Origin of the sequence: Planctomicrobium stercoris (genome assembly GCF_051465655.1) — a bacterium.
Taxonomy (GTDB): Bacteria; Planctomycetota; Planctomycetia; order Planctomycetales; family Planctomycetaceae; genus Planctomicrobium.
The window spans coordinates 5,594,822-5,616,120 of record NZ_CP195791.1 but is presented as its reverse complement, the minus strand read 5'-3'; the positions used below and the strand labels follow the sequence as shown (position 1 = coordinate 5,616,120).

Annotated in this window: 18 protein-coding genes; 10 read left to right on the top strand and 8 right to left on the bottom strand. The window is 57.8% G+C overall.

What is annotated here, in order from left to right; all coding sequences use genetic code 11:
- Positions 1-29 precede the first annotated feature (29 nt).
- Genes SH661x_RS22770 through SH661x_RS22760 form a run of 3 tightly spaced genes read right to left on the bottom strand, consistent with a single transcriptional unit; the run spans position 30 to position 3,253 of the window.
- Positions 30-1,460, bottom strand: coding sequence for a sigma-54-dependent transcriptional regulator (locus SH661x_RS22770; protein WP_437226377.1), 1,431 nt, complete (start codon positions 1,458-1,460; stop codon positions 30-32).
- Positions 1,461-1,497: 37 nt separating this feature from the next.
- Positions 1,498-2,883, bottom strand: coding sequence for a sensor histidine kinase (locus SH661x_RS22765; RefSeq protein ID WP_437226375.1), 1,386 nt, complete (start codon positions 2,881-2,883; stop codon positions 1,498-1,500).
- 37 nt (positions 2,884-2,920) lie between these two features.
- Positions 2,921-3,253 carry an FmdB family zinc ribbon protein gene (locus SH661x_RS22760; protein WP_437226373.1) on the bottom strand — a complete coding sequence of 111 codons (333 nt, stop codon included), beginning with the start codon at positions 3,251-3,253 and terminating at the stop codon, positions 2,921-2,923.
- A gap of 681 nt (positions 3,254-3,934) precedes the next feature.
- Between SH661x_RS22760 and epsC the strand changes: the two genes are divergently transcribed.
- Positions 3,935-4,870, top strand: a complete 936-nt coding sequence (epsC, locus tag SH661x_RS22755; RefSeq protein ID WP_437226371.1) for a serine O-acetyltransferase EpsC — start codon at positions 3,935-3,937, stop codon at positions 4,868-4,870.
- Between the two features lie 41 nt (positions 4,871-4,911).
- On the opposite strand, the gene SH661x_RS22750 is transcribed toward epsC, so the two are convergent.
- A complete protein-coding gene (locus SH661x_RS22750; RefSeq protein ID WP_437226370.1) occupies positions 4,912-5,667 on the bottom strand; it encodes a hypothetical protein in 756 nt (251 codons plus the stop codon).
- A gap of 101 nt (positions 5,668-5,768) precedes the next feature.
- Positions 5,769-7,955, bottom strand: coding sequence for a hypothetical protein (locus SH661x_RS22745; RefSeq protein ID WP_437226368.1), 2,187 nt, complete (start codon positions 7,953-7,955; stop codon positions 5,769-5,771).
- 467 nt (positions 7,956-8,422) lie between these two features.
- Here SH661x_RS22745 and SH661x_RS22740 point away from each other — a divergent pair, with 467 nt between their 5' ends.
- From SH661x_RS22740 to SH661x_RS22725, 4 genes are all read left to right on the top strand, one after another.
- The gene (locus SH661x_RS22740) at positions 8,423-11,374 is read left to right on the top strand and encodes a hypothetical protein (protein ID WP_437226367.1); all 2,952 of its coding nucleotides are present in this window, start codon (positions 8,423-8,425) and stop codon (positions 11,372-11,374) included.
- Positions 11,375-11,806: 432 nt separating this feature from the next.
- Positions 11,807-13,027 (top strand): hypothetical protein, encoded by a 1,221-nt coding sequence (locus tag SH661x_RS22735; RefSeq protein ID WP_437226365.1) that lies wholly within the window; start codon positions 11,807-11,809, stop codon positions 13,025-13,027.
- Between the two features lie 217 nt (positions 13,028-13,244).
- Positions 13,245-13,508 (top strand): hypothetical protein, encoded by a 264-nt coding sequence (locus SH661x_RS22730; protein WP_437226363.1) that lies wholly within the window; start codon positions 13,245-13,247, stop codon positions 13,506-13,508.
- Positions 13,487-14,056, top strand: coding sequence for a hypothetical protein (locus SH661x_RS22725; protein ID WP_437226361.1), 570 nt, complete (start codon positions 13,487-13,489; stop codon positions 14,054-14,056). Before SH661x_RS22730 ends, SH661x_RS22725 begins: the two co-directional genes overlap by 22 nt.
- Positions 14,057-14,142: 86 nt before the next feature.
- Here SH661x_RS22725 and SH661x_RS22720 read toward each other — a convergent pair whose 3' ends face one another.
- From SH661x_RS22720 to SH661x_RS22710, 3 genes are all read right to left on the bottom strand, one after another.
- Entirely contained in the window at positions 14,143-15,168 is a 1,026-nt protein-coding gene (locus tag SH661x_RS22720; RefSeq protein ID WP_437226359.1) for a sugar phosphate isomerase/epimerase family protein, read from the bottom strand.
- A gap of 155 nt (positions 15,169-15,323) precedes the next feature.
- Entirely contained in the window at positions 15,324-15,770 is a 447-nt protein-coding gene (locus tag SH661x_RS22715) for a hypothetical protein (protein ID WP_437226357.1), read from the bottom strand.
- 8 nt (positions 15,771-15,778) lie between these two features.
- Positions 15,779-16,813, bottom strand: coding sequence for an aldo/keto reductase (locus SH661x_RS22710; protein ID WP_437226355.1), 1,035 nt, complete (start codon positions 16,811-16,813; stop codon positions 15,779-15,781).
- A 318-nt stretch (positions 16,814-17,131) separates the two neighbouring features.
- Here SH661x_RS22710 and SH661x_RS22705 point away from each other — a divergent pair, with 318 nt between their 5' ends.
- From SH661x_RS22705 to SH661x_RS22685, 5 genes are all read left to right on the top strand, one after another.
- Positions 17,132-18,253 (top strand): citrate/2-methylcitrate synthase, encoded by a 1,122-nt coding sequence (locus SH661x_RS22705; protein WP_437226353.1) that lies wholly within the window; start codon positions 17,132-17,134, stop codon positions 18,251-18,253.
- 358 nt (positions 18,254-18,611) lie between these two features.
- Complete coding sequence (locus SH661x_RS22700; protein ID WP_437226351.1) at positions 18,612-19,028, top strand: DUF2752 domain-containing protein; 417 nt, start codon at positions 18,612-18,614, stop codon at positions 19,026-19,028.
- 136 nt (positions 19,029-19,164) lie between these two features.
- Positions 19,165-19,866, top strand: a complete 702-nt coding sequence (locus tag SH661x_RS22695; RefSeq protein WP_437226349.1) for a hypothetical protein — start codon at positions 19,165-19,167, stop codon at positions 19,864-19,866.
- 90 nt (positions 19,867-19,956) lie between these two features.
- Entirely contained in the window at positions 19,957-20,661 is a 705-nt protein-coding gene (locus SH661x_RS22690; RefSeq protein ID WP_437226347.1) for a hypothetical protein, read from the top strand.
- Between the two features lie 183 nt (positions 20,662-20,844).
- On the top strand, positions 20,845-21,045 hold the full coding sequence (locus tag SH661x_RS22685; RefSeq protein ID WP_437226345.1) for a hypothetical protein: 201 nt from the start codon (positions 20,845-20,847) through the stop codon (positions 21,043-21,045).
- The last annotated feature ends 254 nt before the right edge of the window (positions 21,046-21,299 follow it).

Here is a 21,299-nt window from a genome sequence, read left to right as displayed (position 1 = left end):
CGAATACAATACTCTTGAAGACATGATTATCAACGGGAATTCATCGCGTCCGTGGAGTCGTTCTCCTCGAGACCATGTCTTCGAAGCCGCTTGCGAAGAGTCTCCCGGTGCAGCCCCAGAATGTCCGCCGCTGACTTCCGATTCCCCTTCGCTGCAGTCAAAGCAGCAGAGAGAATGGGAGGTTCGAAGACCTGCAGGAACCGTTCGTAAAGCAAACTCTGCGGGTCATTGGGATCGGCAGTGGGGATCTGCTGCTCCGCCCAGCCCTGCAGCACGGAGAGGATCTGTTCGATGGTGGAAGGAGGGGCCGGCTGGAAGTCGGGCATCTCGGCAGGCAGACAGTCTGGAGTGATCACCCCTGTCCGGCAGAGTACCGCTGCATGTTGAATGGCGCTTCTGAGTTCGCGAACATTTCCCTTCCAGCGACGCCGCTTCAATTCCGTCAGCGTCTCTTCGCTGAGCGAAATCAATCCGTCGGGATCCATCTGCTTCAGGAACTGTTCCGCAAGCGCTGCGATGTCTTCGACCCGTTCACGCAATGGCGGGATATGAATTCGAAAGACATTCAGCCGATAGAAGAGGTCCTGTCGGAAGGTGCCTTGTGCGACCATCGACTCCAGCGGCTGATGTGTTGCTGCGATCAGTCGAAATTCCGCAGCCTGAACAGCATCTCCCCCGACCGGGACGACCTGGCGATCTTCAAGGACTCGCAACAGTTTGATCTGCTGGGCCAGCGGGATATCGCCGATTTCATCGAAGAATGCTGTCCCGCTGTGTGCCTGTTGAAGCAGTCCCAGCCGGTTGCGATCGGCACCGGTGAATGCTCCCCGCACGTGTCCGAACAGCTCACTTTCAAGGACGCTTTCGTTCAGGGCGGGGACGCAGATGGGAATGAACTTGTCGGGGTGACGTCCGCTGTAGCGGTGGATCGCGCGGGCGACCAGTTCTTTTCCCACACCGCTTTCCCCGGAGATCAATACGGGGACGTTGAGTCTGGCGACGAGAGCAATCTGCCGGAAGACTTCTTGAATCCCTCGCGAGGTTCCGACGATCTCCGACTGAGAGTCTGAGTGGGAAGGCCGGGGAGTCAGTATTGCGTCCCTGCTGGCCAGTGCGCGTGTGATGACCGCGACGGCATCATCCAGGTCGAATGGCTTGGGGAGATAATCGAACGCCCCTTGCCCAAGGGCGTTCACTGCCAGATCGAGACTCCCGAAAGCAGTCATCAGAATGACGGGAGCCGGAGAACTGGCTGATTGAATTTCGCGAATCGCGCACAGACCGTCCATTCCGGGAAGTCTGTAATCAAGCAGAATCAGTTCCGGATCAAAGGTCTCCATCGCCTGTAAGGCGATTTCGGCAGTCGATGCGGAAGTCACCACGTGGCCAGCATCGCTGAGGGCCTGCTCGAACGACCAGCAGATCGAAGGTTCGTCGTCGACAACCAGAATCCGGCTCATAAAAGACTCGATGCTGCAGCTGTGAACGTCGGCCTGGTCAGGGGACCGCTTCCATGCGTGGTGAGGAAGGCCGTCCGGACTGGCCCCGACAGGTCAGCCGGAAGGTCGTGGTTGAACCCTCACGCAGGTACTGAATGCTCCCGCCATGATCTTCGGCAGTTTGTTTCACCAATGCCAGTCCCAGCCCCATTCCGTCCGCCTTGGTGGAATGGAAGGGGTCGAAAATCCGGCCGAGTTCTGTTGCGGTCACCCCGGGGCCGTCGTCAGTGACATCAATCGTGGCGATGCCGTTTCGAGCTTCCAGACGAAGATGTACCGCTCCCCCTGTGGAGGTTGCTTCAATCGCATTGATGCAGAGGTTGAGGATCGCTGCACGAATTTGATCCGCGTCTTCCAGCGAAAGGTCTTCGTCTGGTCCGGCGCAGTCGAAGCGAATCTGTCGATGTTCGCACATCGGGCGTACCAGGGCTGCGACTTCGCTGGCGATGGCACTCAGCGATCCCGCAACGCGAGGACGGTGCTCATCACGGATGAGTGCCACAAGCCCGCGAATCTGCTCTTCCGTGAGTGACAACTGATGCAGGGAGACCGAGAGACTCTCATCGTTTTCAAGTGGACATCGGCGACGATGCAGTTGCAGCGCGAGTCGGGCGCCGGTGAGCGAATTCCGGAGTTGATGAGCGATGCCGCCAGCCAGTTGTTTCACCAGCTCCGCTCGCTCGGTCTCGCGGATGCGGCTGGCCATGCGGTCGAGCTGCACACTCATTTGATTGACTGACGCCGACAGGTCTCTCAACTCGTCGCTGCGACTCTTCAAGGGGATCGGCTCGAAGTTTCCACTGGCGACCCTCGCCACCTGACGCTCAATGGCCTGAATCCGTTTGCCGATCCTCTGTGCGACGAAGATCACTGCAATCGTGGTGAGTGCCAGGGTGAGAAGTCCGAGCAGAACCGGGCCGCGAATGGCATCATCTCGAGCCGATTGAACCTGCGACTCCGGGTACAGAATCAACACATCGGCCGGCGACCCGTAATGGCGAATCGGCACGCGGTTCGTCAGATAGGACCTCTGCTCAACGCGGACGGCATTTGCTGTGTTGCTCGAAGGTTTTTCGTTCTCGTCAAGGTTCCGTTGGAGCTCCCGGGTTTCGGAGGGGGAGAGAGTGGAGGACTGAATCTCCCCCTGCGGGCTCAGGATAAGAAAATCTGCCCCCGAGAGACGGTGCATCTGTTCGAGCACCGTCGACGTAAGAGGGAAGTTTGACCCTTGAATTGTCGTGGCCAGATCCTGAAATCGACTGCGGACATCTCTTTCGACGCGACGCAGGGAGGACCAGGCAGCCAGCCAGGTCACGCCGACCACCACGAGCAGTTGCAAGGCCACCAGCGGAAGCAGAATTTGATTTCGAATGGGCCAGCGCATCCGGAACTCTGTCTCCACGGGAGGAATCGGCCTGCGATCAGTCCAGGTGCCCGAGACTGTCCCCCCGGAGCGGAGCGTCACGCGAGATGACGTCCGGCCCCTTGCCGGCCCGCTTCTCGTAGAATCCGTCGCCCGCCTTCACGTACTTGGTGAATCCGAGTCGATCAAGCTTTTGGTCGTCAGAAACGTTTTTGTGCATCGCCCCGTCGGACCATGTCCCGCCGATGAACGGAGGCTGAATGACACGCTGGACTGGCACTCCGGTTTCCGGATGTTGGGTCAACGGGGGATCGGAGATCCGCTGCAGCACCTCGAAGGTTTCTCCGGGTGAGCCGTCGTCGCAAATGATTTCGTAGACGTAAATTGGCATGGGAGAAGATGTCGCGTGGTGGACAGGGAGAAGAATTGTCGACAGGAGAATTCTAACTCATCGGCGGTCGGTGCAAAGCCAGATTGTCGCAGCTTTTGACGAAGTCGCCTGACGAAAATGAGTGAGCGGGAACGTGGGGAATCGGCGGAATTCGCCGTGTGAATTCGTCGAAGAGCAGGGGAATCCGTTTCACCGCTTGTCAAACTGAGTGAAGATGTGAAGGGGTGACGATTCGGAGAAGTTCGCTGGCAGTTCCGTCAGCGGGGAAAGAATTTTCGATACAGTCCGGCTCTGTTTTCATCCGATTGTAACGACGCTTGATCGTCCGAAATTGGCCGCGATAAAATTTCAGAGAACGCGCCTGGGTGTCCCGGGTGCGATTCAGACAAGGGAATGTGTTGAGTTCTCTGTCTCAGGGCCTGTCGGGAATTACGATCAACTGCGAAGCGGAATATCTCACTTCTGGTCGCTTGTGGTATTATTGCGATGACGATGCTGATCGAGTCGTATCACTCTATGACCCGATGGATCTCCCCTGCCCGACGGCCAGCTTGGCCCGGTTGCCGGCGGGAGCGGGAATTGTGTCGCTGACCGGCGGGAGGCCGGAAAACTGCTCAGGATGGGGACCGAACGCCCGGCAGGCGGTCGGAATTCAACGCGATTCTGCTTCGGATCACACACATGGCTACCGATTTTCGTCTCAAAGAACAGCTCAGCTCGCTCACGGATCGTATCGTGGACAGCTATCAGGACATTGGCACCGTCAATCACCTGGGGCATTGTCCGCTTCCCAGCACCGGAGCTGTGGTCGAAATCCTCGACGACCTGAAAGAGATCCTCTATCCCGGCTACCGGCGTCGCCAGAACCTGCACCTGGGGAACGTCACGTATTATGTGGGCGACCTGATTGACGGTCTCCACGACAAGTTGACCCAGCAGATCAGCCGGGCTCTGAGATACGATTACGATCGTCAGCACGGCTCCGACTGCAATCAACGGAAACTCATGGATTTCGAAGCTCGCGGCCAGCAGGCGGCCATCGAGTTCCTGGAATCGCTGCCGGAGATGCGGAAGCTGCTCGCGACAGACGTTCAGGCAGCCTACGACGGCGACCCGGCGGCCAGCGGTCTGGATGAAATCATCTTCTGCTATCCGGGTCTGGAAGCGGTGACGGTGCATCGCATCGCCCATCAGCTGTACCGGCAGAAAATTCCACTGATTCCCCGGATGATGTCGGAGCACTCCCACAGCCTGACCGGAATTGATATTCATCCCGGAGCTTCGATTGGCCCTTCCTTCTTCATCGACCACGGGACCGGCGTCGTGATTGGGGAGACCTGCAAGATCGGCACGGGGGTGAAGATCTATCAGGGGGTCACGCTGGGAGCAGTCAGCTTCGCCAAGGATGGTGAAGGGAACCTGGTACGGGGAACCAAGCGGCATCCCACGCTGGAAAATGGCGTGGTGATTTACGCCAATGCCACCATTCTGGGAGGGATGACGGTCATCGGCGAGAATTCCGTGGTCGGCGCCAGCGTCTGGCTGACGAAGAGCGTCCCGCCCAATACGATGGTGTCGATTGAGACACCGTTGCTGCGACTGCGGGAAGCGTCGTGAGGGTAGTGGGTAGTGGGTAGTGGGTCGCTAACTCCTAACCCCTAATTCCTATCCCCTGATTCCTGTCCCGACGGGACGAAGTCCTGACGCGGCGGATGCCCGATGGACGAGATCATGTCCCAGACCCAGATCGGGACGATCGAAGCGGGTTTCCCCGGCTCGACAGCTGCGAAATCGGCCTCGTTCTTCCAATGCAGTTCGTCCACTCGCATCGTCAGCAGGACCTGGCCGTTCTTGCCGGGGAAGACTCCTTCCACCAGATGGAAGATCTCCGCTCCGTCCCGGGCGACCTCGAAAGTAAACGGGATCTGCTGCCCTGAGATCGTGAAAATCTCGCGGTGCGTCTGGGAATGGTCGACGATCAATTCGGTGCCTCCCGCCCCTTCTTCCAGCAAGGTCTTGCGGATGTGGTTGCGGATGGTCTCATCGTGCGACAGCTGTGTGTTGACCTCCAGCAGCGTCAGGACTCCGTCTCCAACATATCGCTCGTAGTAGACCCCCCGCAGGTGCATGACAAAGGCAAGATTCCAGTCGATGAGCCCATGGGGCTGGAACGGTTCGGGAATGGCAATGTCGACAATCTGCTGGGTCAGGGATTTGGCCTGCTCGGGGTTTTCGCGGATGAGAGGGCGAAACCACCAGGCTGCGATGCCGCAAACGCAGCAGCCGATGAGGAAGAGGGCGGCGAACATGCCGGTCAGGATTGCCAGCCAGGGCCGGGTGCGGGAATCCCGGGAATCGTTTGGCAACGCTGCCCGCATCTTTTCGCTGGGGGTCAGGTCTTTGGATTCGCTCATGCCGGATCGTCAGCCATCAAAAAAAGAAACGTTTAGTCACACCAGTGAAGTGTGCGACTAAACGCTCTTAAAGTCCAATCATCAGGCGATGTGGGAGACGATTACTTGATCGTCAGCACCAGCCAGCCCCCTTCAGCGACGATGTCTGCGACAGTCAGCTTCACGACTTTGTCGTTCTGGGTTTTGACTTCCATCGTGCGGTTCACAGACTGTTCGGGCAATGCGCTCTGAATCTTTTGTCGCATCACCTGGGCACGGGCCACCTGAGCAGCGACGCTGGGTGGGCGAACGACAGGCTTCACACCAACGTTGCCGCGGGTCAGGATGATCTTGTCGCCCTGCAGCGTCGGCTGGAAGGGCACCGAGATGATCTGTGTGGGGATGTCGTCCCCATTGTCCCGCTTCAAGCCGGCCTGAATGAATACGGTGACCACTCCGTCACGAATCGTGAAACGGACTGGATCTTCTTCGGCGAAGACGAGCGTATTGGCAGCCTGTTCCGAGGCGTCCGCCTGGCCGGCGGGCTTCGGAATTTCGACCTTGCGATCGAGAATTTCGCTCAGGCGGCTTTCGAGCAACTGACGGACTTCATCTTCCGTCATGGTTTTGCCGTTGAGGCCCAGACGGTCGAAGGCGTGCGAGAGCAGGCTTTCGTGAATCTGTGCGACCATGCCGTCGGAAGGAATGGACGCGATGGGGACTGCCTGCGATCCGGCAATTTCATCGGAATCCATCAGCCGGGTCCAGAGCCGCAGCTCGGAATCGGTTGTGCTCAGAGCCATGACGTCCGGATACAGATTGTACTTCCGCAGCGGTCCGTAGGTCTTGGTCTGCAGCTGCTTGCTGGCGTTGGCGAACTGTTCAGCTGCTTCGCGTTCGAGTTCTTCACTGACCTGATCGGTGATCTTCCGGACAGCCAGGGCATTCGTCTGCGGACGCAACTCGTTGGCCTTGCGGACAGCAATGTTGTTGGCGACCCGCCCGAAGAGGGGGACGCGGCTGAACTTCGTGGTTGCTCCAACGGTCTGATTGTTTGCCCGAGCCGAAACATGTCCGGGTTCGAGGTAGAAATTCTGTCCGTCGAAAGCCACCAGTTTGCTGCCGTTGAAGCTGTGACGGCCGATCGTGTGGATCGTGGCCTGGCTGGTGACGCCGTTTGTGTTGGCGAAAATGGTCCCGGTGAGCTGCAGATTGAACTTGGCGTTCACTTCGCTGGGGACCAGATCCAGACGGGTGGTGACGTCAGAGCACTGGTATCCATAGACGCTGGCCTGCATCACCCGATCACGGATCTGGCTTTGCTCACGTCGGGTTTCCGAGAAGAACCGGTTGACGAATCCTTCGGACACGGCCAGACGCAGGTTGTAGTTCAGGTAGTTGCGACCGAGCGCGCCGGCGACGGCAACTCCGCCATCCGGAGATTTGGCTCGCACTTCTTCGAGGATCTGTCGGATCTTCGTTTCGTTTGGCGTGCTGGGCTCGGTGTGATAGGCGTTCAGTGCTTCGATCAGCTGTGTATACAGTGAACGAAGTTCGGCCGGTTCGGAGACGACTTCCTGAGTTGCGGCGTTGTGAATGGCCTGCAGCGCGTCTTCGACGGCGAGGAACGGTTCACGGCTGACGAAGTCGCGGATTTCCGGAGTGTAGGTTTCGCGGTTTCCGAGTTTGGTCAGCAGTTGATCAACGATCGCAGGAGCGGCCGGGTCGTCTGCTTTCAGATTCTTCAGCTGGTCGAGGCGGATCCAGGTGACCCAGTCGTTTCCGTTGCGGTAGGTCTTCAGATCTGCCTGAAGGGCGTCGACAGCCTGATGCAGCTGGTTGAATGCCGGTTCGAGGCGTTCTGCGCGGGCGGCGGCGGGTTCCAGAGTCAGCGTATCGAGGAAGGCCTGAGCGAGGCTCGCCTCAGGTCCCAGTTTTCCATACAGCGACTGCAATTGCCGATGAATCGAACGGTAGCGGGGATCAGCCAGTGCCTTTTCAAGCGTTCCCAGTTTGACCTGGAGCCGCTGAAGTGCCACACGTTGTTCGGCTACGGTCTGGGCGTTTCCTTCGTAGAATTCTTTGACGAATTTCCCGGTTTCTTCAACCCAGGGTTTCCAGGAGGCGTCGATCGACTCCTGCAGGTTCTTGAAGTCTTCGTCGGTCAGACCTTCCGGGGCGTAGGATGGAATCAGGCCGTTCAGCCCGACGGGATTCGCACCGTCTTCAAATCCCCAGCTTCTCGATGCTGCCCAGATTGAAAGGCAGCTGCAGAGAATGGTCCAAGTCAGATTTTGGCGTTTGCGCATTTGCACTCCATTTCGAATGCGATCTCCAGGGGCCAGCAGGTCCCGAGTAAGACAGCACGTTTCAGTTGTATCGGCCACGGGACGAGCTGGCATCGGCACGGTTTAAGCAATCCGTAAACCCGGCTTGAGCTTCCCCATCTAGTCGATCGGATCAATCCTTCAGTTTCAGCCAGTCAGTGTATTGTTCCCATTTCGTGCATTCAAACAGGGTCGGGACAAAAAACAACTTCTTTTTCGGCGAATTCCGCCGATCAGACTTAGCCTTTACCTCTCCTTGTACTTTTTGCTATGACTCGAGAGACAATCAGCAGTTTTTGCCGATTGTAATGGCGATGAATTCCGAATGCGTGCGGGCGGCACGAATCGGCTGACCTGAGATTTGCCTCGATTTCAACGTGCGATTCCCCAGTTTTCGAGTTCCAGAATTGTTGCGGATGCAACAGCCGGCTGGGAAAGGATTCCCTGAAATGCAGAACCTGTTCGTCAAGTTTTTGGTTCTGGGAAGTGTTATTGGCAGCAGCTGTTTTGTTGTCTGGCAGGCACATGACGGGCTGAAAACGGCTGCGGATAAGATCAATCCCGGCGAGTTTGTCGCCCTGCAGGAGCAGTCGCCCGAGGCTGAAGAGAAAGAATCCACGGAACCTGCTTCCGATTGGGGGCGTCCGCTCAATCTGACGGGGGCGAAATCCGCTCAGGAACCGGGGCCGACGTTGGCTGCCGCGCCCACGCAGTCCGAATCGGACAGCGAAGAGGCCCAGACATTTGACCCGCTGGCAAGTACTTCCTCGCCCGCCCCTGCAGCCAAACCTGATCAAAAGCTGGATGATTCGGAGTTTCCGCTCTTTTTCAAAGATGAGCGCACCGCGAATGCGCGAATGAATGAAGTCCCCCAGCCGTTGCCCGAATCGCTTCCTGCTGGCAATTCCGAACTCGAACCCCTGCCTGCCACCGAATCGATGCCCGCAGAGCTTGCAGCCAACTCGGAGAGTCCCTCCGAGGAATTCGCAGAGCTGCCCAATCAGCAGGTGGAGTCTGTCGAGTCTGAACCGGTGCCCACACTGGCTGCTGCGACTCTCCCTGAACCTGCGGATCGACCCGCGAATCGATTTGGTCCCGCTGCCATGGCGGAAACTGTTCCGGAACTCCCCGAGCCAACTCCGGCTGTCGGACGATCCCGCGAAATGCCGGGTCTGACCCGGTTGCCCCCTTCGCATCCCGGTCCGGTCTTGCTCCCCACGGGGTCCGAGCTCGGGGGGATGGAAGTCCCTGCAGCTGACCCTGATGCATCGGACTCAGGAGTTGTTACTGCCGATGCAGTCGAGTCGGAGCTGGCACCCGCACGCACCGTCGGTGGCGTTTTCCCGGTGGATGCTCCTCGGGAACTCAGACCCGTTCAGGCTGCCCCGCTGATGCCGGCTGAGCTTCCCACACTGCCAGCAGCCGAGAAACCTTCGACTCGCGAGATGCCCGCTGGCGACCCGTTTTCGTCTGACCCGTTTGGCGCTCCTCCCGCGACAGCAGCTCCGACAGCAGCTCCCGAACTGCCGGCTCAGCCGGAACCGGAAGTGCTTCCTGAAGTCACCCCCGCAGGTGGATTCGCACCCGAGCTGCGAAGTCTGCGCGAACCGACCGGGGTTCAGCCCGTGGCAGGAGAGCAGGGGCCTCCTTCCATGCCGCCGCTTCCCCCGACCGGTGAAGTCCTGCCGGACATCATTCCCAATTCGTCGACTCGCGCAGCACCTGTCGAACCGACTCCCAGCCCGGCTTCCATGAGTGAGGTGCTGCCGCTGCCTCTGCCCCCAGCCGCCAAGCCGGAGTTGCCTCCCACAGAGCCGATTCCTGCCACGCAATTGAACCTGCCAGAGCCATCCGTTCCCCAGGTTCCAGCATTTTCTCTGCAGGGTTCGCCCGCTCCGTCATCGGTGCCTCCCGGGAACAATCTGGAAGTGATGCCCGAACTGGGTGGGGCTTCCATTCCCCCGAGCCCGGGACCTGCGGCCACTCCGAATCAGTTGATCGGAACCGCGGAACTGGACGTCAACGCTCCACGTGGTCCGCAGTCTCCCGAATTGAAAATTGAAAAAATCGCCCCCACAGAAGCTGAAGTGGGTGAGTCGGTGATTTACGCGATCATCATCCGGAACGTCGGAGGCAGCGACGCCAAGGACGTCGTGGTTGAGGACCGAATTCCACGTGGCGCACAGCTGGAAGGGACCATTCCACAAGCCTACCTGAACGATGGCAAGTTGAGCTGGCAGCTGGGAACCATCGAACCGGGTGGAGAACGCAAGATTCAGTTGAAGGTTGTTCCGATTGAAGCCGGCCAGATCGGCAGCGTGGCGACGGTCTCCTTCGCATCGACAGTCTCCGCGAGCATCAAAGTGAATGCTCCAAAACTGACCATCGGCATGACGGGGCCGACGGAAGTTGTGCATGGCGAACCAATGAGCTTCCAGTTCACCCTGCGGAATCAGGGACAGGGAGTCGCCAAGTCGGTGTTTCTGCGGACCATACTGCCGCCGGGTCTGAAGCATCCGGGTGGAAATGATCTGGAATACGAAAGCGGAGTTCTCGCTCCCGGGGCGGAAAAGATCATCGATCTTCAGGTTCAGGCTGAGCGGGAAGGGGTCTACACCATCCAGTCGATGGTCACCAATGAAGGAAAGACTCACGACGAGACACGGGCGGACGTCAGCGTGATCAAGTCCCGGATTGAGATCACACGGACCGGTCCGGAAAACCGGTTTGTCGGTCGCCCTGCCAATGTGATGCTGAAAGTCGCCAATACCTCTTCGGAAGTATTGAAGGGAATCACCGTTCAGGAAAAATTGGCTCCCGGTGTTGAACTGACGGCCATCCCCGGGGGGGGCCGTTGGGATTCCCGCTCACGCGTCGTCACCTGGAAGCTCGATGAACTCAAGCCCGGTCAGGCTCGCGAAATCAGTCTGCTCTACATTGCCAAGCAGCCTGGCGAGCATATCGGACGGATCGTCGCTGCCGATGATGCCGGTAACCAGAGTTCGCTGGAGACCGTTCTGAGTGTCAAAGGCTTCGCCGAGCTGACTCCCGATTATCGTGCGGATCAGCGGACTGTGCTGGTCAATGAACGGGTCACGCTGCAGATGACTCTCAAGAATTCCGGAACCGCTGCCGGCCGAAACGTGCAGGCAACGTTCATTCTTCCGGAAGGGATGGAATTCGTCTCGGCACGTGGACCGGTTGAGTACGATCAGAATGGAAAACAGGTTGTCTTCCGTGCGTTGACTGAACTTCTTCCTGGTGCGGAGGAGACTTTCCACCTCGCTCTCCTGGCGAAACAGCCGGGGACTTCGAAAGTCACGTTGAAGCTCGATGCCGAAGACTATGCGGATCCCGTTTTCCAGGATCAGGCAATTCGTGTGATCTCCACTGGTCCCTGAAAAACGGACCACAGTCACCTGCGACATTCCCCGACGCCCGAGCAAGAGACTCCCGGGCGTCGGCTCATTTGTGGGATCTTGTTTTGAGGGGACGGAGGCGTCCGGGATGGAAACGATCTGCTCTACGTTTATTGACGCCAGGGTTTGATTGCTGGTTGGCGATTTTCTGCCAGACGCAGGAGTCTCAGAAATCTTCCGGGAACCACCGGAACCATTTCCGGCCCGGGGTGTTTCAAGTGGTATCAGATTCGGACAAATTCGCGACGTCCGAAACACGTTCCCGTTGAAGCTGTCGATTTCGCCAGGCTGCATTCCGCTTGTGATTGAAGCGTGATGCAGGAGCGAACGTCTCGTTGAGAAACGGAAGATCTCTGCGTTCCCGGAAGCGGCCCCTTTCCGCCGCTGGCCCCCATGCATTCAAGGAGTCCCTGTATGCGCACTCACTGGAAACTCTCGTTCCTTGTGCTCGGCATGACATGTCTGTCGAGCGTTGCCTTTGCCGACGACACCACGAAGCCCGATCAGGAGCAACCTGCCGACGAAGTGAAATCGGAGAAGCCCGAAAAGAAGCCGGCTGCTCGCAAAGGAGATCATCAGCACCGCGCCAAGCCAAACTCAGCTGCGCGAGTGAATGGCCTCTTTGACCGACTGGATGCCGACAAAGACGGGTCAATCAGCCGTGAAGAGTTTGCCAAAGCGGCCAGTAAGCTGCAGGGGCATGTGCAGCAGGCACGACACAATCCACATGCCGGCCGAGGTTGGGGATATCGCGGACGGACGCATGTCCGGACGTCACATCAGGGCTGGCATCGACAGACGGCTCATCGGTTCCATCGGGGGCAGTTTTCACGCTTCGGTCGTGACTCGTATCCCGGCTTTCATGGTCGGACTGGATTCAGACAGCCTCCTCATTTTGCCGGCCGAGGGTTTGGTTATGGTGGTGGATACCTTCATTCGGAGCGTCACTTCTCCGGACCGGGGCCGCGCCATTTTGCGATGCACTCATACCGTGATGCAGGACGCGGAGGCTTTGGCCAACGTGGGGGATTCGATCGCTTCCATGGTGATCGCTTCGAACGATCATTCGGCGAGCATGGTCACCATCGTCCCTGGATCAAGCAGGAAGGTGAACGAACCGAGCGTCATGCAGGTCCTCGTGCGGATCAGGGCGGTCGTCATGTCGAACATGCACGACTGGGACATCGCCCACCACAGCATGCCGACAGGGATGGAAAAGGTTCTCCGGATCATCCACGTCCGGGTGCTCGCCCGGAAGGGGAACGCCACAGCCCACCCCGTGGGGAAGGGGTTGGGCGAGGCCCACGTCCGGAAGCGAATCGTCCTCTGCCTGAAGAGGGGGGCCCACGTGAACCTCGCGGAGACCGCGACGGCGATCGTCGACCAGAGTTTGGACGCGGTGAAGGTGGGCCTCGACCGGGGTTTGGTCCGGGCCGCGGCCCTCGCATGAATCGCGACCGTCAGCCGGAGAAAGAAAGTCCGAAGAAAGAGAAGGAAGAAGGAGGTCGTCAGACGGAGTCGTCCCCAGTCGAACCGGAGTCCCCAGCTTCTGAAATCACTTTGGTCCCGCCGACCGTCCCCATGCCTGAGTTGATTGCGAGTTACCCGGCCGAGTTGCCATCCGATTCGGAGTAATCAGCAGGTGTATTTGATGACCACATGTACGAGCGGGGAGCAGCGTTCCCCGCTCGTATTTTTCGTGCCGGGAGTGACCGAAGACACGGTTCTTCCTGTCGCTGTTCACTTCCGGCCGCGTTGAGAGGGCGTGACGAGGAGGGGGCGATTGGAAGTTCAACGTCCGTTGAGTTAAGTTAAAGTTCAAATCGACCGCACCAACGCACTCCAGCGATTCATGAACGAGCAGACAAACGACAATTCAGATTTGGTGACCGCTCAAAAGGCAATTTTGAAGTCGCGACCGAATCACCAGGAATACCTCCGCGTGTTAGAGGCCATGGGGCCCGAAGCGCGGGCAGCCAAGTCTTTCGAATTGTCTGATCTCACGAAACGGGTCTTTCGGGAAGGGCTGCGGGATCGGTTTCCGGACCTGCCGGAAGTGGAATTTCACCAGCTGTTTCTGGACCGACTCGCAAAATGTCACAATCGAAATTACTAAGCGATGTGATCCGGGTCCTGGAAACTGCGGCGGTCCCTGTGATGGTGACCGGCTCGCTCGCTTCCAGCTTGCAGGGGGAACCCCGTTCTTCGCACGATATCGACCTCGTGATTCAGATTCGGCCGGATCAGATTCACTTTTTGATCAGCGAGTTCACTTCTCCCAACTTTTACTTGTCTCGCGATGCGATCATGGAGGCGATTTCCCAGGAGCGGATGTTCAATCTTCTTGATCTGCGAACTGGTGACAAAGTCGACTTCTGGATCCTCACAGATTCACCATTTGACACCTCTCGTTTTCACCGCAAACAGCCGCGAGTCATCGACGGCCTGTCCGTCGATGTGAGCAGTCCTGAAGATACCATTCTCGCCAAACTCGCCTGGTGCCAGGCATCTGGTGGAAGTGAAAAGCAGTTTCAGGACTCGCTTCGGGTCTATGAACTCCAGTACTCCTGGCTTGATCAGGAATATCTCAATCAGTGGTCGAAAGAGCTCGAGGTTGAGGCGCTGCTCCGTAAGCTCCGGTCTGTCGCTGAGCCGTTGAAATAAAAATCCGCCGATCAGCGGTGGGGCTGACCGGCGGAATGGTTTGAACTCTTCAGATGAGCATCCGAAGCTCGCTGCGGTGGACGGGATTATTCCCAGCCGTGAGCGTCGCGGACTTTGATCATCGCTTTGAGGATGGTGTTCCACGTGGCTGGCGTTTCCAGCATGGCGTTGGGGAACATGCAGCCGTCCCAGCAGATGTGTTCGATTCCGCGTTCTTCGGCACCTTCCAGCCAATAGCCGGCGCACTTGACGATATCGAGCTTCCCGTTGGGGTCATCGGCGGGGCAGTGCTTGCCGGTCTTGTCGTGGCTGCCGGTGCCGTGCACGTTGCCGTCGTTCTGGGCCACATGGAAGTCGATGGTCCAGGGACGAAGAGCGTCAGTCATCTTCTTGTAGGCAGCCCAGAACTCCGCGTCGGAATAACCTTCCTTCAGCAGGGCATGTTCCGGAGCGTTGTACCCCATCAGGTAGAGGTACGTATGGGCCAGGTCTGCCTGGAAGCCGACCGTTTCGGGCATGCCGACGGCCTCCAGCAGGTCGACCATGTTCTTCCAGGAATGCATTCCGGCCCAGCAGATCTCTCCTTCGGCAGCCAGGCGCTCTCCATGATCGGCAGCGACCTGAGCGGCAGCCCGGAATGTTTCCGCGATCTTCTTGGTGTTTCCCTGAGGATCATCGTACCAGGCAGCGGGGCCGGTCGCGGAGTCGATCCGGATGACGCCGTATTGACGGACACCATGTTCATTGAAGATACGGGCGATGCGGCAGGCCTTTTCCACCGCCAGCACGAATTTCTTACGCGCGGCAGCATCTCCCATGGCGGAATCACCCACGGTGCCCGGCCAGATCGGGGCGACCAGCGAACCGATGGTGAACCCGTAACCAGCGACTTTGTCCGCGATCGCCTTGATCTCGTCATCGCTCGCATCTGGATCGGTGTGCGGATGGAACAGGAAGTAGTCGATGCCGTCGAACTTGACACCATTCACTTCAGCTGCAGCGGTCAATTCCAGCATGCGATCCAGTGAAATTGGCGGGTTGTCGGTGCCGGGCTCTTTCCCGACCAAACCGGGCCACATCGCATTGTGCAGCTTTGGGTACTCGTGAGACATGTTCTGTTTTCTCCGTTTCAAGCGATGAAAGCCAAGGCAGTCAAATTCAGAATGTCAGCATGGACAATTCGATTCATTTTGTCGACCGAACCACGCCCCCTTATGTGATGAGCGGGTTTTGTCGAAGGGGAAGATGTCCAGAGCGATCATTGGCGTCATTCCGCCAGCCGGATTGCGGTTGTCCGCTCGCGGTGCTCCAGAGGATTCAATTTTCTCGTTTGTGAAGAGGGCAGGGACTGGTTTAAGGAGGAATGCTGCAGCTTGATCAAAACAAGAACCGCCAGCAGGCAGCCGACTCCGAATAGAAATTCCCGGTCGGTCCAGCGAAACCGGTTCCAACCTTTCCACATGTAGCGGGATGAAATCAGTCCGACGCCGCACAAGCACTTGAGTCCCCAAAGCCAGAGTGGAATCCAGGTTTCATGCGCAGCTTCAATGAGATCGGTGATGCCGAACACAAAGAACGACAGCGCCCCTAGACGCGCGGCCCAAACTTGCTGTGGCGTGCTGCAGGGGGTTTTGAACAGAACGGTGATGGAAGCGATGCCCCAGAGCACCGCTTCCACGTCGTTGAACAGTTGATACCACGTCAGCCCGAACATTCGAATTCTCAGACCGCTGGAGGATTGCGATCTCCAAACGTGCTTCGCTGATGCCAGACCGGGTAAGCGGGGGTCAACGCAGACGCCTGATCGAGTTTCGCCACCTGTTCGGGGGTCAGGTTCCAACCGACCGCGCCGAGATTCTGTCTGAGCTGCTCTTCGTTACGTGCACCGACAATGATCGTCGACACGCTCGGACGCTGCAGCAACCAGTTGAGAGCAATCTGCGGAACGGTCTTGCCGGTCTCCTGGGCAATTTCGTCAATGGCGTCGACCACTTTGTAGACGTGTTCGAACGGAACCGGCGGACCTTTGTCGACGGCGAGCTGGCTTTGCAGACGGCTTGCTTCCGGCAAGGGCTGGCCACGTCGAATCTTTCCGGTCAGACGACCCCAGCCGAGCGGGCTCCAGATGACGCCGCCAACCTTCTGGTCGAGTCCCAGTGGCATCAGCTCCCACTCGTAGTCGCGACCCACGAGTGAATAGTAGGCCTGATGAGCGACGTACCTCGACCACCCATAGCGATCCGAAACACTGAGTGACTTCATCAGATGCCACCCGGAGTAGTTCGAGCAGCCGATGTACCGAATTTTTCCTGCTTTCACCAGACCGTCCAGCGTGGAGAGTGTTTCTTCGACTGGAGTTTGAGCATCGAAGCTGTGGAGCTGATACAGATCGATGTGGTCGACTCCCAGTCGCTTCAGGCTGCCGTTCACCGCTTCGGTGATGTGATAGCGTGAAGACCCGAGATCATTCGGACCGGGCCCCATCCGGAATGTCCCTTTGGTGGAGATCAGCACCTGATCCCGCCGCCCTTTGATGGCTTGTCCGAGAATCTCTTCAGCCACCCCCTTGGAGTAAACATCCGCCGAGTCGAACATGTTCAGTCCGGCTTCCAGGCAGATGTCGACCAGTCGCGTTGCTTCGGCGACATCCGTAGTTCCCCAGGCCTTGAAGAGTTCTGTATTTCCACCGAAAGTGCCGGTCCCAAACGTGAGGACAGGGACTTTCAAACCGGAGTTGCCAAGCTGACGATATTCCATCGCTGTGTCTCTTCTCTCTTGATGTCAGTTATTGCGGGGCAGAGTTTCGGTGCCGGTGGGATGTGGGCCGGGCCGGACATCTCTTCTCTGCTGGCATCGGACGTGTGCGGAAATCGGCACACAGATCTCTGCCTCACTGTAGCACTGTGGAGAAGCTGGACAAGGAAAACGATCTTCGATGTCAACGACTTCGCAACGGAAGCAAGGATCTCGGGAACGGTCAAAATCCTTCACAGTTTTCGCGTGACATGGACAGGATCAGTGCGTTAGGATGTGCCAGTCGGACGGAGTCTGATATTTCCACGGAGGGATTTTTTCATGGCTCACGAACTGTATCACCCCGGATTGAAGGGTGTGATCGCCGGCGAAACGGAAATCTGCCGAATCGACGGTGGTCTCCAGTATCGCGGCTTCTGTCTGCATGACCTTGCGGAAGAGGCGAGCTTCCTCGAAGTCGCACACCTGTTGCTCTTTGATGAACTGCCTGACGAAGAACAGTTCGCAGACTTCCTCAGCATCATCTCCGAGGAGCAGCAGCTTCCGTCGATTGTACAGCAGGTCTATGAGATGCTGCCGGTGCACAATCCTCCACTGGATGTGCTGCGTGTTGGCATCGGGCTTCTCAATCTGACTGATTCGCAGCCACACGAGAATCTTCTGCACGCCGGTCATTCGCAGACGCTGCGTCTGCTGGCCCGGGTGCCCATGCTGATTGCAGCCTGGCACCGGACTCGACACGGGTTGCCGTTGCTCGATCCGCGTCCGGAGCTCAGCTACATTGCAAACATCTACTACGTGATCACCGGCAGGATTCCCTGTGCCCTGTATGAACGGGCGCTCGAAGTGGCGTTCATTGTCGCTGCCGAACATGAATTCAATCCGGCCAGTTTTGTTGCGCGGATCGTCGGTTCTGTGCGATCCAATCAATACAGTCCGGTGCTGGCGGCTCTGGATGCCTTTACGGGAATCGAGCACGGGGGCGGGGACGACAGGCCTCTGGATGTGCTGCATGAGATTGGTGAAGCTGATCGCGCGGAGGAGTGGCTGGCAGAACAGCCACTCGAGGAACGCATTCCCGGATTCGGTCATCCGGTCTATCAGGACTACGATCCGCGAGCGGCCATTCTCGAACTGGAATGTGAACGTCTTTCGCACGCCTGCGGTCGAACAGATCTGGAGAAGCTGGCGGATGCTGTCGAACGGGCGGTCTGGACCAACCGTCGGCTCCCTCCCAACGTCGACTGGCCACTGGCCCGGCTGTTCACGTATCTGGAGCTGGATCGGGATCTGTTCCGCCCGCTGTTTGCAGCGGCACGATTGGTGGGGTGGAGCTGTCACGCATTCGAGCAATGCGAGTCGCCTGAAGTGATCCGCCCGCGCGCCCGTTATCGGGGGGCTGAGGACTGCCAGTTCGAGTCGATGCGTCGCCGATCCGAATAAAGCAGGCTTTGCGGACGCCGGCGAGGGCTGTTTTTGGTGCCAGAGCGTCGATCGATTCGATCGCGAACGCTGAATTCTGCTCCGAAATTTCTCTGCAGCGACCCCGGGGCTGGGGATGAATTGGCTTTTCCCGCTTTGGAATCGGCAGAACCTGCCAGCGGCGTCTGTGCGGCGACTTCCGTGGATTTCTTCAGTCTTTGTGCGAATTCCAGCGAAAAGACTGCAAAATACTCTGGATTCGGGGATGCTCGGTCGAAAGCGGTGCCGAAGGGCGGATGAAGTGGGGTTGTCGCTGTGAGGCTGCACGATTAAGACAGGCTTCCATTCCTGAATTCCTTTCCCTTTTCGAGCTTCCAGAGTGCCGCTCAGCCAGTCGCAACGTCTTGTGTTGTGCCTGATCAGTCTGATGGTCCTCGGCGGCTTCCTGGCCTGTCTTCTGGTGACTCCTGACCCGCGAGGGTTTGGCAGCCATCAGCAGCTCGGCCTTCCCCCCTGTTTATTCAAAATCCTGTTTGGCCTGCCGTGTCCGGGCTGTGGTGGAACGACGAGCTTCGCACACTTCGTACGCGGTCAATGGATCAGTTCACTGCGTGCGAACGCCGCCGGCTTTGCCGCAGCACTGATCGGTCTGATGTTTGTGTTCTGGGGACTGCTCAGCAGTCTTCAGGGCAGATTGATTCGAGTCCATTCCCCCCTTCCCCTCCTTTCCTGGATCCTGACCTTTCTCAGCGTCATCACGCTGGTGCAATGGATTGCACGACTGATGGCCTCCTGATTTTTTCCTCCCCCCTGAAAAGCAGATCACCCGGTGTGATCGAAGAATCCACTTTGGGGATTCTTCCATAAGTCATGGAAGACGAGCGAACTCTGTTCGTCTTCCATGATTTTGCGGCTCGTGAAGGACCACGTTCATGCACCATCCTCCAGCTTTCAGGCCGGCACTGCGATTTACTCGCAAATGCCTGCTTGTCTCATTGGCAGCGAGTCTGTTGTTTGCTCAGACCGGCTGCATCAACACGATGGTCATGATGACCAAGGTGCTGCTGGGAGATCCGGTCCAGATTTCCGGATTCGAGCAGGCTACTGGAATCTCATTAGCAAAAGACAAGAAGAGTGTGCTGATTTACGTCAGTGCTCCCGCACTGGTTCAGGAAGCCTTCGGCACTCTCACTTCAGATGTCGAAGAAGAGCTGATTCGCCGGATGAAACGGCATGAAATCACGGTGCTGCACCCCGACTCGGCAGCGAAAGTTCTGGATCGACTCGGGGGGACCTTCGATCCTCAGGTGCTGGCCCGCGAGGTTAAAGGCTGCGATTACATCATGCATATCCAGCTGGAGAAATTCTCTTACAAGGAAGAATCCAGCCCGAACTTCTATCGTGGAAATGCCACGGGAAGAATCATTGGCTACGAGGTTCGCAAAGAGACCGAGGCCAACCACGCGGTTCAGGTCTTCGAACAGGCGTTCCGCTCCAGCTATCCCACGACCTACCCGGTCGCTGTCGATTCCACCCCCAAGAACGTTTTCATCCGGCGGTTCATTGACCGGCTGGCCGACAATCTCGGGGCTGCGTTTTATACCGTCAACCGCAGCGAACTGTACGCCAATTAGCAGAGCCGTCCGTCCGCCAGACGACACAACTCAGATCAGACAAGACAGCCTGAAACAACGCATCAACGTATCTCCCCCGTGGAAACTGTCATGACGACGCTTCAATCTCCTCCGGTCCGCAGCAGACGTGCCATGATCCGTGGACTACTGGCCGCCTGCCTGATCTGCATCGGAAGTTCCGGGTGCACGCAGTTCGTGCTCCTCAGCTATCTGCTGCATGGTCCTCCGACCATCGAACCCGATTTCGATGCAGAGACCGGGAAGTCGATGAGCGAACCGGGCAAGACGGTGGCTGTGGTCTGCTTTGCTCCCAAAGAGCTGCAATGGAAATTTCCACAGATCGACGATCAGATTGCCACAGCGGTGGCGTACCGGCTCGGACAGAATCACATCAAGATGATTCACCCGGATTATGTGAAGGCCTGGACCGATGCCAATCCGGACTGGGAAAAAGCGTCTGAGATCGGCAAGGCGTTTGGCGCTAATTATGTGATTGAAGTTGAACTGGCCGAATTCACCCTGCATGAGGGAAGCAGCACGACTCTGTATCGCGGCAAGTCAGAAGCGTACATCCATGTTGTGGAAATGGAGATGGTCGACAAGAAGTTCACCGGAGAAGGAGAGCGGATCTTCACCAAGGAACTCGACTTCGAGTTTCCCACGCGGGTGCCCCGATCCTCGAACGAGCAGTCGCTCATGTCCTTCCAGTCGGAATACCTTTCCCGGTTGAGTGAGAGGATCGGGTTCCTGTTCTACGAGCGATTCACGGGAGACATGATCTCCTGGGCGAACTGAGGTGAACCGAGAGAAATGCCGCACTCGGAGAGTGCGGCCTACGTACCTCGCACTCTCCGAGTGCGAGAACCCGCGCCCACTCCTCGAAATCTGAATTCCCACATGGAATTTGAGTGACCCGGGGACAGAATCTATTTAAAATACGGAGACCGCACTTCTTGCTTCCGACTCCGGAGGGCAGCCATGAATACTCCCAATCCCATGCTCTTCGATGAAAATCCACTGAATCTGGAATGCGATGACCTGCTGCAGGCAGACCGCCCCTCGACGTGTCAGGAGCGGTCGGAGATTGAAGAGGGGCCGCTGTCGGAGGTTCGGCCGCTCCCCTGTTGTTCGAGTGATCGCGAACTGGATCAGGTCGATTTCCAGACCTGGGTCGTCTGAGACCGACTCGGGGAAAATCTTCGAAATCCTGATCTCTGCAGGGTTTCATCGCGGGAAATCTGCGGAAACTGCGACTCGATGGTCCCTTTCCGGACCGCTCTGAGGAAATCGATTTGTCTGGAAATCGGCGTCCCCCTACACTTCGGGACCAATCACGAACGACTGTCTGAATGCGACCCCGCCGCCGAAACTGCAACCATGGGCCCTGAGAATCGGGAAGCTGCGGCGCGGGTCAGAAATATGGAAGTGTTGAA

What these genes read in the sequence shown, in the direction of transcription:
- SH661x_RS22770 (WP_437226377.1), bottom strand. Translation starts at nt 1,460, where the DNA reads ATGAGCCGGATTCTGGTTGTCGACGACGAACCTTCGATCTGCTGGTCG.
- SH661x_RS22765 (WP_437226375.1), bottom strand. Translation starts at nt 2,883, where the DNA reads ATGCGCTGGCCCATTCGAAATCAAATTCTGCTTCCGCTGGTGGCCTTG.
- SH661x_RS22760 (WP_437226373.1), bottom strand. Translation starts at nt 3,253, where the DNA reads ATGCCAATTTACGTCTACGAAATCATTTGCGACGACGGCTCACCCGGA.
- epsC (WP_437226371.1), top strand. Translation starts at nt 3,935, where the DNA reads ATGGCTACCGATTTTCGTCTCAAAGAACAGCTCAGCTCGCTCACGGAT.
- SH661x_RS22750 (WP_437226370.1), bottom strand. Translation starts at nt 5,667, where the DNA reads ATGAGCGAATCCAAAGACCTGACCCCCAGCGAAAAGATGCGGGCAGCG.
- SH661x_RS22745 (WP_437226368.1), bottom strand. Translation starts at nt 7,955, where the DNA reads ATGCGCAAACGCCAAAATCTGACTTGGACCATTCTCTGCAGCTGCCTT.
- SH661x_RS22740 (WP_437226367.1), top strand. Translation starts at nt 8,423, where the DNA reads ATGCAGAACCTGTTCGTCAAGTTTTTGGTTCTGGGAAGTGTTATTGGC.
- SH661x_RS22735 (WP_437226365.1), top strand. Translation starts at nt 11,807, where the DNA reads ATGCGCACTCACTGGAAACTCTCGTTCCTTGTGCTCGGCATGACATGT.
- SH661x_RS22730 (WP_437226363.1), top strand. Translation starts at nt 13,245, where the DNA reads ATGAACGAGCAGACAAACGACAATTCAGATTTGGTGACCGCTCAAAAG.
- SH661x_RS22725 (WP_437226361.1), top strand. Translation starts at nt 13,487, where the DNA reads ATGTCACAATCGAAATTACTAAGCGATGTGATCCGGGTCCTGGAAACT.
- SH661x_RS22720 (WP_437226359.1), bottom strand. Translation starts at nt 15,168, where the DNA reads ATGTCTCACGAGTACCCAAAGCTGCACAATGCGATGTGGCCCGGTTTG.
- SH661x_RS22715 (WP_437226357.1), bottom strand. Translation starts at nt 15,770, where the DNA reads ATGTTCGGGCTGACGTGGTATCAACTGTTCAACGACGTGGAAGCGGTG.
- SH661x_RS22710 (WP_437226355.1), bottom strand. Translation starts at nt 16,813, where the DNA reads ATGGAATATCGTCAGCTTGGCAACTCCGGTTTGAAAGTCCCTGTCCTC.
- SH661x_RS22705 (WP_437226353.1), top strand. Translation starts at nt 17,132, where the DNA reads ATGGCTCACGAACTGTATCACCCCGGATTGAAGGGTGTGATCGCCGGC.
- SH661x_RS22695 (WP_437226349.1), top strand. Translation starts at nt 19,165, where the DNA reads ATGCACCATCCTCCAGCTTTCAGGCCGGCACTGCGATTTACTCGCAAA.
- SH661x_RS22690 (WP_437226347.1), top strand. Translation starts at nt 19,957, where the DNA reads ATGACGACGCTTCAATCTCCTCCGGTCCGCAGCAGACGTGCCATGATC.
- SH661x_RS22685 (WP_437226345.1), top strand. Translation starts at nt 20,845, where the DNA reads ATGAATACTCCCAATCCCATGCTCTTCGATGAAAATCCACTGAATCTG.